We start from the raw sequence: 17690 nt of genomic DNA on the forward strand, positions 1-17690 counted from the left end.
ATAAACTCCTGCATAATCATGAGAGGTGTCGCCGGGGCCACAAGACTGCGGGCCACCGGCTTACTTTTCTTTTCAACCCTGAACCCGTTCCAGACGGATTGAGCGCGGCCCGACACGAATGGCCATGAGGCCTTCGTTTTTAAGCAGACGCTCCAGAGCTTCACCGGCGGTCATCTTGCCGCTCAAGGCGGGCGCCATACGGTTTCTTAAAACCGCCGAGTCGTAGATGATCGTCATTCCGGAAAACTGCCCTACACTGCGGATGGCATCGTCAAGCATCAGGGACGGCAGTTTGAAGTCGATGCGCGGTTCGACATAACGCACGGCCACCTTGACGGGTGTGAAACTAGGTGCCGCACTGGAAACCGGCGCTTGAGGCTGAACGTTGTTGTCATCAGGGCACGGATTTTCATCTGTGCCGCACACTTCTTCTTCGTCAGACCCTGTTGCCTTCACTTCGATCAGCGATGGCGGAACGATCGATTTGTCCTTCTGAACATTTGAAATCGCATCTTTCAGAGATTTGGCCACCAGATCGTTCGTGGACGACAACCCAATATCAAGCGAGGTTGGTGGCGCTGCCGGCGGTATCGGCAGGCCAGAGGTCACCCCACCGACGTCGATGTTATCAGCACCGAGGATTTCAACAGCGAAGACGTTGAAGTTACCCGCGACCCGGATACCGGCATCACCGGCATCCACCACCCCGGCGGGTGCGATCAGATCGACGTCGGCGGGCGGCGTACCATCCTGCGTGGACAAGGTGCCTATACCCGCGCCGGTCGGCAGACCGGCCGGTTCACGCTTCATCCGCGCCAGAAGGTCCAGACCATAGTCAAAGAAGGCCGGGCTGAGCGAGGTTTGTGCACCCTTACCCGCCGCGATATCGCCCCATGATGACCAGATCATGACGTTGCCGCCCTTTGCCGTCAGAAGACGCGACTGGTTCAGGGTCACACTGGCGTGGGTCAGAACATTGATCTCACCGCCATCGGTGGTCAGAACACCGGCGCGTTGAGCGTTGCCACGGTCGTCCTCATAGCGCTGGCTTGTTGGATTATAGACCTGCACCGGCTTGCCCGTCGCCGGATCAATCGTCGGCTGGCCGGTCTCGCTCGGCAAGGCCGAAACGTTGGCCATGGTCATGGCGCCGCCGGGCAGGACGAACTCTATCTTGCCGCCACCGCTGGAGATAACACGGCTGGCATAGGTTTCGAAGTCACCTTTCCAGAGCGATTCACCTTCAGCCAGAGTTTCAATGGTCTCTTTTTGAGCACCAGGGAACAGGGTCTCAATCGCCTTATAGCCGCGGAAGGTGGTGTTGTAGCGCTCATTATCCGCGTCATTGGCTTCACGGCCGGTGGTACGCAGCTCTAAGAACAGAACACTGCGGAAGTAAGGCGTCTTGTAATCGGACGGCAGAGCCTTCCAATAGGTCCAGGCCGTGTCGAGATAGGCGACCTCTTCAGCCCGTGTTTCCAGAGGCGTAAGGCCCTGCAAACGACGGACATAGTTGACCAGACCCTCACGCGGTTCCGGCACGGCAAACTCACCCGTGGCCCCCTTGGCGCGATCATATTCGCGGTCAAACAGGTAGAGTGACTTACCCGTATCGTCCTTGAGGTAATCGGCCATCTCACCGGCTTTTTCAGGATTGAGATAGGCGTCTTCAAAGGCATCATAGGATGGCTTCTGGTTGAAACCGGCGCTGATGGCGATGTCCGCCGCCTTCTCTTCCGGCTTCCAGAACTGCGCACCCGGCTCAATCGTAATGCGCTTGCTGCTGATCCCATAGCTGTTGCTTGGCAGATAGATATCCGTGCCGGCTTCGACCTCAAGACGGCCGGGGCCGGAGACGGTCAGGTGACCATAGGAGTCCACAATCCCGTCATTTGAGTCGCCGAATTGGCCCGAAATATCGAAGTAGATCCCTTTACCGGCCCGCACCAGACTGAGGTCATTCGGGTTGTTGTGCTGGATGTCATAGGACGGGAAGTAGATATTTCCACCCGCCTGGAACCATGCCTGCTTGGGCAGGTTCATAACGGTGCGTCCTGCCGTGACGATATCGCCCTTGGCGGCGTAGATCCGCACAGGCTCATGGTCACCGGCATGCAGATCCGGCAGGGCGTCGACCGAGAAATTCCGTCCGCCACCAAAGAAGTCATCGCCAACACCGGCACTGCGCAGATGTATCCGGTCTATATTTCTAACGAACGATATCGGATTGGTCGGCGTTGGCAGATAGGTCATATCTGCCTGGCTCATGAAGATACCTTCATAAATGGTCGCCCCGCGCTGGTTTTTCTCTACGTCTCTTTGGCTGGTGAAGTACGCACCATCAAGGCCACGCTCTGCATTACGTCCCTGCTCCGACTGCGTGCCGTAGCCGATAATGACGTTGTTACCCGCCAGAAGCTCAAGATTGCCCTTGGCCGATGGCATCAGCATCATGCCACCCACAACCCGAACGTCGCCGGTAGCCGCAATCGCGCTGAACTTGGATGGGCGCAGGTCCCAGGCCATGGAATCCCGGCCATCATCAATCGCATCAATCCGTCCGTAGTACCACAGGGGTGAAGCGCCCGGATTAGGCACATTGCTGCCGGAACTATAGAAGGCAATGGAGGTGTTGAGGCCGTTGTTCCAGACATTGACGTCACCACCCGCAGAGAACAGGCGCACACTGGCTTCGTCGGTGTAACTGAGGAAGTTCCAGCCGCGATATTCAGACACTGCGCCCGCAAGCAATGGGTCCATGACCCCGTCTATGTTCAGATCGCCACCGCTCTTGATGTCGAACTGACCCGATGACGTGAAGAACATCGAATAGACGTCGTATTCCGGACTTTTGCCGCGAGGGTCATAGTGCAGGTAGCAGGTCGGGCTGTTAGAGAATGTGCAGGATGGGTCGTAGAACACCCTAGCCTTTGAGCCCGCCGTGAAGCTGCCGCCTGCGGTCAGGTCGCCCTCGCCGTCCGCGACATAGAAGACGCCGCCCTTGATATTACCGCCCGCTCTCAGGCTGAGATTACCGCCGCCCGTCAGGGTCAGGGCGATAGCATCGCCCGATCCGGTATTGCCGGTGACGCGGCCGCTGTTGGGGATGCTGACACCAAGGTTGTCGATGTCACCGCCCGCGTCGATGGCGATATTACCGCCACCCAAAGCGCCGATACCGCCCTGGAACAGGCTGTAATCTACCCACCATGACGTCTGATCATACGCACGGTCAGGAGCAGATGCGAACAATCCGGTCGTCTCATCGAGGCTTCGACGCTGGAACAGATAGCCGGACGGCAATTGCGGAGTCTGCGAACTGGCGAGGATATCGCCACTGACCCGCAAGGTGACATCGCCGCCGCCTTCGCCGTACTGGACGGTTCGCAGCGTCAGGATCGGCGTGTCATTGCTGGTGGAAATACGCAAGGAACCCGTTGGCACATAAAAGCCTGCCAGAGGGGCCGCGTTTTTACCCGCCGTGTAGATGACCGAAGCCCGTTCCTGAAGCACCAGATCACGCGCCGAGGCGACATTTATCGCCCCCGTGCCGGTGCGCACATGATAGCCGGTCGAATTATCCCATTGCTGATATTCGCGCGCATCAAAGTCATCGCGGGGGTTGCCATTGCCATCAAGGCCGCCATTGCCCGATGAACCGTCGGCCCGATACATACCGAACAGCCACGGCAGCGGCCGGCGGGCATAGATGCCTGTGTCAGCATAGTCGCCGGTTACCGGATCTTTTTCGATCAGTTCGCCGGTGATGGGGTGGATATACTGCCCCGTCGCTGTATCGCGCTGAAGTTCAAGGAATTGCTCACGGCCACCGGAAGGATCATTTACGAACCGTCCGTCAGCACCGATCACATAGAGCCGGTTTTCGTTACCATAGGCCGGGTCATAGAAGTATTCGAGCGTATCGGCCGTGCCGCCGATCTTCACTGAGCCCTTACCTGCCGCCAGTTGACCGGCGGTAAGTACCGCCAGGGTATCCGGGCTTTGGGTATTGGCACCTGCCGTCAGGTTGAAGGCCCAGCTTTCACCGTCCAGCAGCAGGTCGCCGTTGAAGCCATCACTCAGGTTGGCATTGATCAGCAAATCACCCGCGGCGCGCAGGGTCAAAACCCCAGCCGCGCCGTCAAAACGCAGACCCGACAGATCCCAGGCATCTTTAAGCTCCATGTCGCTGTCGCTGCGCAGCTCAATCCCGGCGACCAGCGTAACGCCTGCCCCCAGACGATTGCGGATCGTTGCACCGTTAGCACTCATGAAGGCCGTAGCGTCATTAGACACCTGAGTGATCACACCCTGATCAATGATGGAAACCCCATCATAAACCTTGAAGCCTTCGGCCAGCACCGAACGCGCACCGGTGATTGTACCAGCCAGTTGACCGATGGCGACATCATTGCCGACCTGCGGGGCGCGGAAACGGACCAGACGCCCGCCCTCACCCATGCCGCTGACGTCAATGACTGAACCGGCCTGCGTGGCGATCTGACCGCCGTTACGGCCCGTGCTTTCAACAATGACCGTACCGCCTGCACCGCCGATCGCATTGGCGCTGGCCAGCAGTTTGCCGGTGCCGGATAAGGTCACATCCTCAGCCGCCGATACCTGGATGCGGCCACCATTATCACCCGTGGTTCTGACCGTGCCGGTGACATTGACGGAGCCGTCATTGGCGATAACCGCGAAGTCCTGCACATTGACCGTGCCATCAACCGTCACATCGCCTGAGTTGATCTCAAAGCGGCGTGACTGGCGGAAGCCACCCGTATCAAGCACCGTATTAAAGGCGCCGAAATTGGTCAGGGATTGCGTCAGCAGGCTGAATGAACCGCCGCGTGAACCCGCAGCCGAAGTCCCTTTCAGCGTACCGTTGAGGATCGCTTCGCCAACCCCGGTCTTGATGGTCAGCGTACCGGCATCACCACCTGCGGCGGAGCCCGACACGTCAATCAGTGAGCCTGTGCCCAGATTGACATCGCCAAGATCAGCCACAAGATTGACCGAACCGGCACCAACCCCGACCGTCTTATCAAAGAACTGGCTGGCATTTGACGTGACATCCAGCACAGCCCCCTGAGCCAGCACCACATCGCCGGCGCGGGCCTGAAGGTTGATCGTACCGCCCGTCAGGCGTGACTGACCGGCATAGTTGACCGAAGCCCCGGTCAGGCCCAGTGTGCCGCCGAAGGATTGGAACGCCGGAAGGGTTGCATTGGCAGTGGACGTGACATTGATCGCACCCGTCGCGTCAAAGAACAAACGCGCACCGCTTTCGGTCGTCAGTCCTGCGGCCGTGACCGACAAGGCGCCGGGTATATAAAGCGTACTGTCGTCACGACCGATCACCCGCTCGCTTGCGGTGATGTTCAGAGTGTTGATACCCGACAGCCACTTGTCATTGCCTTCGAAGTATACATTCTTCGCGTCAAGGTTCAGAGACGCAGAGCCGGTTGTGGCAACTGACTTACCGCTGCCGGTGTGGGTCAGGGTCAGGGTCAGGGTTTGCGCCTTAAGCGTCGTCGGCTGGTTATTGGCGTCGATCACCCGCACTTCGCCGGCATCGAGGCGCAGGGCCCCGGTGGCCGCCAGCGTAACGCCGCCATAAAGATCAAGCGTCGAGTACGACTTGAGCGTAAGATCGGCGGCCCTGGCCAGAGCGCCCAGTGAACCATCGGCAAAGATCAGCCCTTCGGTGCCTGCAGGTACCGCCCCAATGCTGACCCGTGAGGCCGAGGCGCTAAGCTGCTGGGTCTCAAGCGTCACCAGACTGCCCAGAAGGGTATTGTTGGTCGCATCTAGGGCCACCGAGCGACCGCTCTTGAGTGACGCCCCATCGGCGATGTTTAACAGGCCCTGGCTAAGGTCGAGCGGTGCCAGGCCCCTATCGGCGCGTTGACTGTTGACCAGAGCCAGCGCTGCCGGATCGTTGCGAAGCGCATTGGCGGCATTGACCGCATCAGTATCGCGCAGGATATCCACCTGATCGCCGGACGATAAGCGCAGTACGGTGCCCTGATCCAGCACACCATGAATGGTTATGTCATCATTGAGTTCTGTCGGTGTGCCGTTGTTGTCTATGAGGGCCGCGATATTCGCCAGCACCCGCAGATCGCCGGACACGCCACTGATTTTGCCGCGCGTTTCAAGCTTTGCGCCATCCTTGACGTCGATATTACCGGTAGAGGCAAACAACAGTTCCGGGCCAAACAGCACAGAGCCCGTATTATCGACAACGATGTCCGTCCCCGATACCGACAGCTCCATATTGACCGCACCTTGCTGACGGGTACCGCCGATCAGGAGACTGTCCGCCCCAAAGGCCGACAACTGGTCGCTCTTGAGTACCAGATAGCCGTCATATTGCGACAGGTCGGTATTGGTCCCGGCCACCACAACTTTCGACGACGCGATGTCGGCAAAACCACCGCGACCGCCACTGGCTGCGCCAGAGGTCAGCTTGCCGTTAAGTTCAAGGCTTTCGGCCACTCTGAACACCACCGAACCGCCATCCAGCGGTATACGCGGCACTTCGCCGACCGGACGGTTGGTGCGCAGGGCTTTCTTGAGGAACGCATCCGACACAAAGAAGGTATTGGCGGTCGTCTCACGATAGAATGAGCGCGTGCGCATCGTCTGGCCCGACATAACGTGGAAGCCCTGGGTGCGCTGATCACGCGCCCCGGAAGCACCTGAGACCACATAACCCGCCTGAACGGATGAACCATCCGTCAACGACCGGCTGGTGCCCAAGCTGGCATCGACAAAGCTGCCGCTATAACGATGCTGCGCCGTGACACGGTAAGCACCCGGCATCAGCGCATATTCCGCCGGCAACAGGCTGTAGTAGCCCGCCTTAAGTCCGGAACCGCCGGACAGGTAAACCTTATCGCCCGCGCCGATTTGCGATGAACCAAACCCCAGAGGCGCTATATTGCCCTCAAAATCAGGGATGACCGCATAGATACTGCCGGGGTCTGTGACCCAATTATAATCGACGTCACGATAGCCGGTCAGCCAGTCAAGCGTCCCGTTCACACCAGGAACGAATTCGCGGGCAAACAGATCACCGCCACCGGAGACATCTATCTCGGACCCCGTTTGCAGATCGACCTTATCTGCGGTCAGGTTCAGCGCTTTGGTCGGAAGGGTGGTCAGTTCAAGACCGGTAAACGGATCGGTCCAGGTATCGCCGTTGGCCGTATAGCCATAAGGGATCGACTTGCCGTCGCCGGAAACCGAGGTCAGGCTACCTGCCTTGAAGATCAGGTCGCCCGATCCTTGCGTGCCATTATCATAGGCCTCAAGGGTCAGGGTGCCCAAGGGCGAGCGCAATGTGCCGCCCTGAATGATGGTCGGCGCTTTGAGGGTGAGTTTAGCGGCCGCTTCATAAGGGCTGTCATTGATCAGCCCGCCGTCATCCTGAGCCAGAATTTCAATAGCCGTATCGGAGGTTACCGAGAAAATACGGCCCGTACCGGCATAGACCTGATCAGCCTTAAGCGTCAGCTTTCCGGCCGAGTACAAAGATCCCGAAGGCGCCTGATTTGGCGCAAGTCTGATGCCTGCGAAACGAATATCGCCACCGGAATTCAGTCGGGTATCCTCAAAGCCATGGAAGCTGGCATTGCCGACCTGAAGCAGGGTGCCCGCTGATACGGTAATGGTCGTACCCTGACCGGCAGGGTCTATGCCCAGCAGCGATCCATAGCCCGACGTGGGCAGAATGGTCTCGTTCTGTCCCAAAACTACGACACCCGCTTCAAGCCGCACGGTTGAGCCGGTGTTGCCGACAATCTGGCTGGCGTTGATGTTGAGGGTGTCAAAGATATAGGAGCCGTCAGCCTTTTTACCGCCCAGGTTGACATCGCCGTTAAACACAACACCCGGAGAGGCGTTAATGGTCAGAGCCGAGAAGCCACCCGCCGCAATCTTATCCGGAGACAAGGTGGTGACGATCGGCGCTTCGGTTGACGGCGGCGGTGGCGAATAGCCCGCCAGCGTAAACAGTTCTACCAGTGCGTTCGGAATATCCGGCCCGCTGCCGCCACCCCTTGAGAACGCCTCACCAATGATCAGCATCGGCGCCGGTCCGGCGGCGGCCGCACCATAGGCATCAAACAGGGCGACGACCTCAGCCCGGTTATTGAGTATGTAGCCCGGCGGGAAATCGAGCGGCCCGACAACATATTCCCAGGCAATCGTGCTCAGATCGATGCCGTAGAGGCTGGTGATCGGATTAAAGTCTTTGTCGGTGACATAGCCCCACTCGACATACTGTTCCAGTTGCTCAAGCACCTGCGCCGGCGTATAGCCGCCGGGCGTGCCGCCGCCGCCCATCTGAACGGTCCAGTTCAGCGTCAGGCTGCCGCCGCGGGCACCGGCACCACCGGCATTAGCCTTATAGGCCGTATCATTGATCGCCAGACGCTGACCATTGATTTCGATAGCGCCACCATTGGAGGCAAGCGTCACCGGGACATACACCCCTGTGCGGTTGCTGTCCTGAAGATCGAAGGTCGCCGACGTACCCGACACATCCAGCTTTGAGCCTTTGTCGAGCTTGATCTCATTGGCGGTCAGCGTGATCTTGCCGCCATCATAAATCTCACCACCAATCAGCTCACGGCCTGCCACGACATTGCGTGAGGTGATCAGCGCCACACCCGGCGCCAGAAGACTGCCGGTGTCCGTCACATGAACAAAGTTACCGGTTGCCGTATCTGATGCCAGGCTAATCGCGCCAGCAGGTGCCAGAATGGTCCCGGCGACGGTTGTATTACCGCGCAGAGAAATCTTGCCGCCCACCTCCGTGGCCAACAGACTGCCTTCACCGATGCGGACGTCGCCGAGGGCGGCCCCCGCCGTGACGCCCTGAGCGCTGAGGTTGATGGTCATGCCGCCACGCAGGGACGGACTGCGTAATTCAGGCGCCAAGTAGCGGGCTTCGGCGACATCATAGATATCGGTACCCGACGGTGCCCAGAATGCGGGCGGCTTACCGCTAAGCGGTGCCGGCTCTTTCAGTTGAAGTGACGCACTGGTGGCGTGAACCTGCACACCGTCCATCAGTTCGACCGACTTACCGATCAGATTGATCGCCGAGAACCCGCTGTTTTCAAAGAAATCCGGTGTAAACAAAAGCGGTGGCCGACCGGTTGCCGCCTCATCAGCAACAGGTAGCGCCGCCCCGATGATGATATCATCGCCGGAGCGTAAGCTGAACGCGCCATTGCCGCCCAGACCGTAAGCCCGCGCATTGGATAAGCCGCTAAGATCCAGTTCATCCTTCTCAGCCAACAGGGCATTGATAGTGAGATTACCCCCCTTGCCACCATTGAGTTTACCACTGCGCTCTACCCACGCGCCGCCGCTCATGTCCAGCACGACCGTGTCCGGCAGCACCAGTCCGACATTATCGGCATTATTCAAAATATCGCCGTTGGCCGACAGCGTGATGTCCCCGCCATGGATACGCGGCAGGGTATCAAGGGCTATATACTGATCGATTTCGTAATCACTGTACCATGACCCGCGCGTGTCGATCTTGGTGCTACCGCCCAAGGTCAAGCCCATACCGCTTAAGGATACGTCACCGCCTTCGGTGCGGATGGAACCCAAAAACTCGATGCGCTGATCCGCCGCCAGACTAAACGAGGCGCCGTTTTGCAGGTTCAGGGTCACACCAGCTTCAACCTGAACGGCGGTATGATCACCGGAAACACCGCCCTGATTAAGGGTATAGCTGCCCATGGTGGAGCGGTTGAAAAAGTCCGCCGACGTTAAGGTGGTGTTGCCGCTGCGTGCTCTATCGCTGCTTACCGGATCGGTTTCGCGATCAAATTCCACACCAAACAGCTCGCCGTAGGTGTCGCTCAGTTTATCCGTAAAGCCAAAATTGGCGTTGAGTGCCGTTTCGCGCGCGGTGATCAGGATATTGTTGCTGACGTACTCGCCCTCAGATTCCCCGGCATTGTTGAGGATAAACGCCCCGCCCACAGGAATTGTGCCGCCCTGACGTTGATACCGTCCCGTGACCGTTTCACCTTTCAGTGTGCCTTGCAACACGCTGTCGGGGGCCATGATGTCAACCGTACCGCCTTTGCCACCATGCTGGTAGCTGGTCTCGAACCGCCCTTGGGTCGCCGTCATTAGCGGAATATTGTAGGTGGTTTGCTTGCCCCACTTGGTATCGTAAACCGTCCATTGATTGGCCAGCCCCATGTAGAGCTCATCTGGGTCAGCTTCGCGGATATCGATGATCGAGCCATCCAGACGACGCAATAAGGTCGTATAGACATAGCCGTCCTTATAGGTCGTCACCCCGCCGGATACGTCGATGACGGAGCCCGACTTCATAATGAAGTCATCGCCGATATCCATGTTCAGCGTGCCGCCATTGGTCAGGAACTGACCCAGCGTGCCTTGTGACAAATTATCAAGGCCCTGCCAGTTGGCCAGATTGGTGCCATAGCGGCGATCGACGGAGATTTCCTGACGATACAGCGCGCCGTCACGTTGCAGCGGCGAGTCCGCCAGTTGCGCAGCATAAAGCTTACCCGCTACCTGATGGTAGCCCATCTCAAGCGTGGTTTCCCACCCCGACAGATCGATGGTCGCCCCGCGCTCCATCAAAAAGCGCGTGCCGTCCTCGTTGCCCTGATTGGACCCCGCGCCGAGATTGTTATCAAAGATGTGAGCCCCGGCATCGAGCAGAACATTCATATTGCCGCTAGGCATGTGAATGATCGAATCTTCCTGCATGTGGACGCTGCGGGCGTTGATCTTGATCTGGCCAACGCTTTGGGCCCCGGATGAAACCGGAATGGCATCAGTGGAATCGAGGTCCGGCGTGATCTGGGTCAGGCTGCCCTTGCCGAACACGACCGTACCGTGGCCGGGGACTGCGGTGGCGCGATTGTCAGATTCCGTACCAGGTCCCCCACGCCAATCCCAAACCGACGCGAACAGGCTGATATCGCTACGGAACAGGGCTGTGGAGGTCATATCGATGGCCCCCATTTGCTCCAGATTCAGACCGCGCATCACCACGCTGCCACCACGCTTGGAGCTGATTATGCCCTCGTTGCGCGCGGTATAGGTTTGCGCGCGCTCAGCCTCAATAGTATGAATATAGGTCTCAATCAGGCTTGGATTATAAACATATTGCGTGCCGTTAAAGACATAGCCACCGGACCAAATCTTAGTGTGATCGGCGGTGCTGAGGTTTTCGTTCAGTGCGACATTGCGACCCAAAAGAAGAGAGTAAAAGGCGCGCCATTCTTCGGTGTTCGCTCTTTGCGGCGGTTTGTCCCAAGACGTAAACCCAAGCGAATTGCCCAAGGGATATAAAGCCCCCACATAGGCATCGAGCCGGCCATTACCGGCGGCGAGCATCCCGCTGCCGGCCGGTTGCAGCCAGACGTTTTCACCGGCGGCCATAATGACCTGGCCTTCGTCCTGTATGTTAATCTGGCCAAAATTGGTGACCTTTGGACCAAACAACATGACCTTGCCGAACTTGCCCGTCGTGACTGAGCCGGTCTTACCGATGGTGACATTGTACTTCAGCGGGTCATTGGCATCGACGATTTCGGGACCGCCATTCATCAGCTTGTAGTAGGGGGCATTAAAGCCGTATTGGTTATCACCAAGCCCTACAATCGCGTCTTTCCACCCCAGCGGATTATAGCCTTCACCGTTCGGATTGAGGCCCCACCCGGCAAAGCGGGTATTGGTAAAGGTCGGGTTCATGATCCCGCCCTGCTCTTGGCGGCGGGTATAGGAAATCAACCCGCCGGTTGCCGAGTTCTGATCAGGGTCACCTAAGAACTGGTCGTTACGCATGAACAGCGACGAGAGCACGACCTGCTGAGCGTTGATCTTGCCGTCAACCACGAGGCCGCGTGGCGCAACCAGATAGATGTGGCCGTCGGCTTTGACATCACCGGCCAGAACGGTTTTGTCGACATTGTAAGACCTGTTGAGGGCGACCCAATCTGTTTTTTGTTGCTGGAACTTGAGGACTTCACCGGCCTGCAAGGACATGTCGGACCAGTCGAGGATGGCTTTTTCTTTGGACTGGACAAGGGTTGTGGTTTTGCCGTCGATCAGGACGTCGGAGATGCCCTGACCGGTGACGAGGGTGCGGGTGTTGATCTTGGCGTCCTTACCGATGAGGACGCCGTTGTCGTTGAGGACGAAGACCTTACCGATGGCCCTGATTTCGCCGTTGATTTCGGCGGCCTGATTACCGTGGACGCGGTTAACGGCGATCCAGTCAGCCGACTGCTGCTGGAACTCCAGCACTTCGTTGGTTTGCAGACGGAAGTCTTCCCAGTCGAGCAGGGCCTTGGCCTGGGTCTGCTGGATGGTCATGAGCGCCCGACCGTCCACGTCCGTGCCGATAACCGGGGCGTTGGCCCCGGTCCACTGAGCGACCTGCGCGTTTGGCCCGGTGCCGATGATACGTCCGGCCTGGATGCCCACCATGTTGGCAAAGGGTTCCGCGGCAAGGGCGGGCGAGACACTGGTGGACGAAACGCTGGCGGCCAGAGCCAGAACCATCAGGCTGGCGCTGGCTTTAAGCCGGCGTGAACCGGTCAGACCGGTACGGGCGGAGGCGGCGATGCGGGACATGGAAGACTTCCTGTAATCAAAAATTATATGGCAAACATATCAGGGGTAGCAGCGCGGTTATTGAGTACCCGCGCCATCTGTTTTGGGCTTGGCCAGATCCTGTTCCATGCGGGCCTGAACGCTGGGCGCAAGGGTGGTGTCGTAGACGCGGGCTGCGCGCAGACGATCCTCATAGGACTGCTTGAGGTTTTCCATCTTGACGCGACTGGCCTGAACGAAGGGCTCTAACGAGCGCTTGCTCAGACCCTTGTCGGCGATCTCAGACGCGATGGCGTAAAGCTCGGCATTGCGCTGAACCCCAAGGGCTATCAGTTCGTCCTTGAGAGCCAACTCCGCCCGCAGGCGCTCGACTTCCTGACGGGCATTTTGGGCGATCGTGGTTTGCTGGTGCAGATCGGCCTCAAGCTGGGTCATCCGCGCCTTGGAATCGACCTGAACCGGGGCCTTAGCGGCGGTTTGAGCATAAACCGGCGCACCTGAGATCACGGCCAGAGCCGAAGACATCACAAAGAGTTTGGAGAGAAAGGTCATGGTCATCCCTCCTTAAAAACGGGTGTTGAAGTTGAGTTGCAGGACATCGACCGAGAACGGCAGGCCGTCGATCGAGTCCGACGACAACCAGGTCGCGCTCACGCTTAAGTTTTTGTAGACACCGTATTCCCCTTCAAGGATGTAGCCTTCGCTGTCGGTGCCGCCGAGGCCGAAGTCGGAGTCGGTAAACACGTCCAGAACCGCATCGGCTTCGACATGCTTGAAGGCTGCCGCCACCCGCCACTGATTACGCTCGGTGATAACCGGATAACCGGCATCAAAACGGATCTGATAGCCGGTATCGCCGGAGTCCTGCAGGCCCAGGGCCAGCAGTTCCGCCGTGTCGTGACCCTGGTTTTTGACCACTTCCCCGGACAGGCGGTACTGACGTGGGCCCGTGCCGTAAGTGAGGTGACCGGTAAACGCCATCAGTTCATACTTGGAGGCCAGACCCGCGAGGAAAGTCGTGCCATCGGTACGCAGATTGACCAGTGAGTTGCCCTTGGACAGGTACTTCGGCGCTGACCAGTCGGTCAGGCGCGAGTTCGGCGCATTGACTGTGCTCTGAACATTGCTGAAGTCGTAATAGCTGAGCGCGGCCTTATAGCCGAACTGGCTGGCAAACGTACCGCCGACCCCGGCCTGAGCGGCATAGAGATAGCTGTCGTCGTAGATTTCGCGTTCCTGCAACGGCAGAACCGCCGCCGTGCCAAAGATCTTCAGGCTGTCATTAAAGCCATAATCGCCAGACACTGCCAGACCTTCAAGATTGATGTCCGTATCCCAAACCAGATCGGTCGAATAAAATGGATTAGGCATCCGGCCCGCCGTCAGGGTCAGGCCCTTGATAGGCTTGACATTGACATAGGCCTGATCGATCCAGATCTCATCTTTGGAGAAGTAGTCGCCAAAGCTGGTGTTGGTGCTCACCGGGTTGTTGTCATTACCCGACGCCAGACGTAAACCCACCGACACCTTATCATTGATATCAGCCTCGAACTTGAGGCGGGCGCGGTAGTTGGAACGGCGGCGATCGATGGTTGAGTTCAGCAAGGGGAAGCCGTCAGCGATATTGACGCCACCGGCGCGGTTGATGGCGGCGGCGTTCGGGAACACCGGCGGGTTGCCTTCGACCACGATCCCGTTTGTGATGACCGAGGTCGGGAAGTCTTCGCTCTGGAAACGGGCGCGGAAGTCGCCGCTGATCTTAATGCTGTCCACCCAATCCGGCAGGGTGTTCGGCGCGACCCAGCCCTCGGACTTGGCCTGTGCCACCACTTCCTGCTTGACCTCAGCCTTGATCTGCGCCCGCACGGTTTCCGGCACATAAGCCACGTCAATGGTCGTGGAGGCGGTCTTGGCGGCCTCAGCCTCACGCTTGGCGGCATCGGTCTGGCGGGCCTTGGTCAGGATCTCCTGAGCCTTGGCATGAGGAATAACCCCCTCATCGACAAGCAATTGCAGAATTTCAATGCCGACATCGCTGGACTGAGCCAGAGCCGGTGAGGTGACCGCCAGCGACAGGAGCAAGGCGCTGCCGGCAAAAAGGGAGGTACGAAGAGACATGGTCAGGTTTCCTTTAAGTCGCGCGGCTTAACCGGCGGATCGTTTCAGATTGATAGTGAAGTTAAGCGAACCGTTCACACCGGGCGGACGCCCACGGCTCATGGGACCGATCTCGGACAGGACGGCGCGGATATGCGCGTCAAGCTCCGGATCGCCCGTACTGGATAACAAACGCGCTGAGGTGAACTGGCCCTTTGCATCGATAGTGACCGCCACCTTGACACTGCCCTTGGCACTGCGGGTACGCGGATCACGTTGCAGAGCGCGTGTGATGTGCAGCGCCACCGCCGCATCCCAGTCACCTCCACCCCCGCCGCCCCCGCGACCGAACAATCCCCCGCCCTTGCCGGAGCTCAGGCGGAAACTGTCAGATCCCGCATCCGCCAGCCGGTCGAGACCGGCGGCTTCTGTGGAAGGTGACGGTGGTGCGTCCGATGGAGTTTCAGACGGCGTGGGCGACGGCGGTTGCGGCGAAGGCTGCTCAACCGGCGCAACTTCCTCAGGTTCTTCGATAACCTTTTCTTCCGGCTTGGGCGGCTCCGGCGGCGGTGGCGGGGTGGCCAGGGCAATTTCCTGGATCACCCGCTCCGTGCGCACAGCCTCACCCTTGGGCCACAGCCACCAGCCTGCCAGAAGCAGGGCGGCGGCCACGATTACGCCCAGCAGGATCACCGGCACGTTATCCCGCAGCCTGAACTTGGGAGGTTCAATCATGGCTTACGAACTCCGTACGCGTTCGCTGACCAGACCGATCTGGGTGATGCCGACACGACCGCACACATCCAGAACTTCCATGATGCGGCCATACTGGGAGACACGGTCTCCCTTGATGACCACAGGAAACTCAGGCGTGGCAGACTTCAGCGTGCGCAACTCGGATTCCAGCTCATCCAGCGTCACCGGAAAGGTGTCGAGATAGATCTGGCCCGCACTGTCGACCGTGATGGCCTTGGTGGTCGGCTGGGCCAGACTGACCGAGCTTGACGCCTTAGGCAGATTGACCTTGACGCCCTGGATGGCCGCCGTCGTCATCAGGATGAAGATCACCAGGAGCACGAAGGTCAGGTCGACCATCGGCGTAATGTTGATATCATCGTAGGGTTTACGCTTGGATTGAATTTTCATGAACGCGCCCCTTACCGGTCACTGTTGCGGTAGGTTTCGGCGATGCGCTTTTCCAGTTCGTCGACAAACACCTGATTGTCGGCGGAGATATTATCAAGCTGACTGGTCAGATAGTTGTAGCCAAACAGAGCCGGGATCGCGACCGCAAGGCCCGCCACCGTCGCCAGCAGCGCCGCGGCAATACCCGGTGCGATAGCGGTGATGTTGACTTCACCCGCCGCCGCCACGCCCGCAAAGGTGATCATAACCCCTAAGACCGTGCCCAGAAGGCCCAGGAACGGACCGCCGGAGATCGCAATGGTCAGAAGAACCATCCATTTCGCCAGACGCTGCTCTTCGCGCACATGGCCGGCATCAAGGGCAGAACGGATCGCCGCTACCGATTGCGGGGCAATGGCATATTTGGACCCCAGATCCTTGGCTTCTGTCATACGCTGACGCAGTTCGTCCTGGCCGATCGAGAACAGGCGCGCTACCGACGCCTGAGGATACTGAGACGACAGATCTTTGTTCGTTAGGCCCGTATGAGCCCCCTGCCCGCGCGTTGCCGTCTGATAGATCTCAAGGAACTTGCGGTTGGCCCGGTTGGTGCGGCCAAACATCTGCCCCTTCATCACCATGATGATCCATGAGATCACCGACATGATCGTCAGCAGGATAATTACCGCCCAGGCATCCGGCGTCAGAGCGCTGACCAGAATACGCATATAATCATGATTGGCGGCACCTGCGTCTTCGGCTTCGGTCGCTACGGTGGCAAACCCGGACGAGCGTCCCTGAGACTGAGCCTGAAGGGCGATGTAGGCCGCCGAGCGCGCCGCATTGGCGCGGTTGACCTCATCGACATCACCCGTAAAACCGGCGACACCAGAGATCGTGCCGAGCACCTCTTCACCGCCCAGCTCAGGTAAGGCCGCCGCAAACGACCCCGCCGCGACACCGTTGACAAACAGCGTCACGGTCTCGCCATCGGCCGTCACCGCCACATGGGCCCACGTGCCTTCGGGCAAGGGTGTTGCCGCGACCGCCTCACTGGCGCCCAGACGCACGAAAGGCGCACCGTCGCGAAGCCCGACGGTCAGGCGCGATGGTGCCCCCTCCCCACCCGCGCTCAGCTTGGTGTAGAGCGCGGTATCTCCCGCCGCGGCCACACCGGCCGCCGGTTTAACCCAGGCCGAGACCGTCATCTTGCCGCCCGCCGGAACATTAAGTGACGCACTGGGGGCCACCCGCACCTGACTTTGGGCGTTAAGGCTCAAACCACCGGCAATCAGGCCTTCCAGTGTCGGCTTGGCATTGGCCGCCGTTAGGCGATTGGCATTGGCGGTCTGATCGACTGGAACCGCCGCGTTCTCGCTCAGGTTCAGAACCAGACTGTATTCACCATCATAGGTCTTGCCCGCATCCGATACCCGCTTGGCTGTGTCGTTGCCGTAGTAAAGCCAGATCGTCTGGTTGGCACCGGGCGCCACCGCTGGCACGTCTACCCAGATCAGCGCCAGCTCGGCCAGAGGATCAAAGCGTTCAATGTGATAATTCAGCGGCGTCTTGTCGTCGCCCGCCACAAAGCGCAGATCGCTGCCGTCCGGCTTAACTTGCGTAAAATCAAGCACCCCGCTGTGCAACCGCACCAGCACCGGCGCGCGCTTGACCTCAGACGTCAGCCCCTTAACCACACCGGCATTCAGCGTCACCGAACGGCGATGAGCATAACCCTCATCCCACCATGCCATTGCCGAGGTCGGCAATACTGCCGCCGTCACTGCCGCTACTAAAAACTTCTTGAAAGCCATATCAGCACTTCCTCATCACTCAAT

Annotated in this window: 6 protein-coding genes; all 6 read right to left on the reverse strand. The window is 59.0% G+C overall.

Annotated features, from left to right (window positions below):
* Nucleotides 1-72 precede the first annotated feature (72 nt).
* From IE102_RS13020 to IE102_RS13045, 6 genes are read right to left on the reverse strand one after another with little or no spacing between them, the layout of a single operon-like run.
* The gene (locus IE102_RS13020; protein ID WP_189487341.1) at nucleotides 73-12651 is read right to left on the reverse strand and encodes a filamentous hemagglutinin family protein; all 12579 of its coding nucleotides are present in this window, start codon (nucleotides 12649-12651) and stop codon (nucleotides 73-75) included.
* Nucleotides 12652-12708: 57 nt separating this feature from the next.
* Nucleotides 12709-13182 carry a hypothetical protein gene (locus IE102_RS13025; protein WP_189487343.1) on the reverse strand — a complete coding sequence of 158 codons (474 nt, stop codon included), beginning with the start codon at nucleotides 13180-13182 and terminating at the stop codon, nucleotides 12709-12711.
* Nucleotides 13183-13194: 12 nt separating this feature from the next.
* Nucleotides 13195-14748, reverse strand: a complete 1554-nt coding sequence (locus IE102_RS13030) for a putative porin (protein ID WP_189487345.1) — start codon at nucleotides 14746-14748, stop codon at nucleotides 13195-13197.
* A 27-nt stretch (nucleotides 14749-14775) separates the two neighbouring features.
* Nucleotides 14776-15462, reverse strand: coding sequence for an energy transducer TonB family protein (locus tag IE102_RS13035; RefSeq protein WP_189487347.1), 687 nt, complete (start codon nucleotides 15460-15462; stop codon nucleotides 14776-14778).
* A gap of 3 nt (nucleotides 15463-15465) precedes the next feature.
* The gene (locus IE102_RS13040; RefSeq protein ID WP_189487349.1) at nucleotides 15466-15873 is read right to left on the reverse strand and encodes an ExbD/TolR family protein; all 408 of its coding nucleotides are present in this window, start codon (nucleotides 15871-15873) and stop codon (nucleotides 15466-15468) included.
* 11 nt (nucleotides 15874-15884) lie between these two features.
* Nucleotides 15885-17666 carry a DUF2341 domain-containing protein gene (locus tag IE102_RS13045; RefSeq protein ID WP_189487351.1) on the reverse strand — a complete coding sequence of 594 codons (1782 nt, stop codon included), beginning with the start codon at nucleotides 17664-17666 and terminating at the stop codon, nucleotides 15885-15887.
* Nucleotides 17667-17690: the final 24 nt, after the last annotated feature.

Source organism: Asticcacaulis endophyticus (genome assembly GCF_014652575.1).
GTDB lineage: Bacteria > Pseudomonadota > Alphaproteobacteria > Caulobacterales > Caulobacteraceae > Asticcacaulis > Asticcacaulis endophyticus.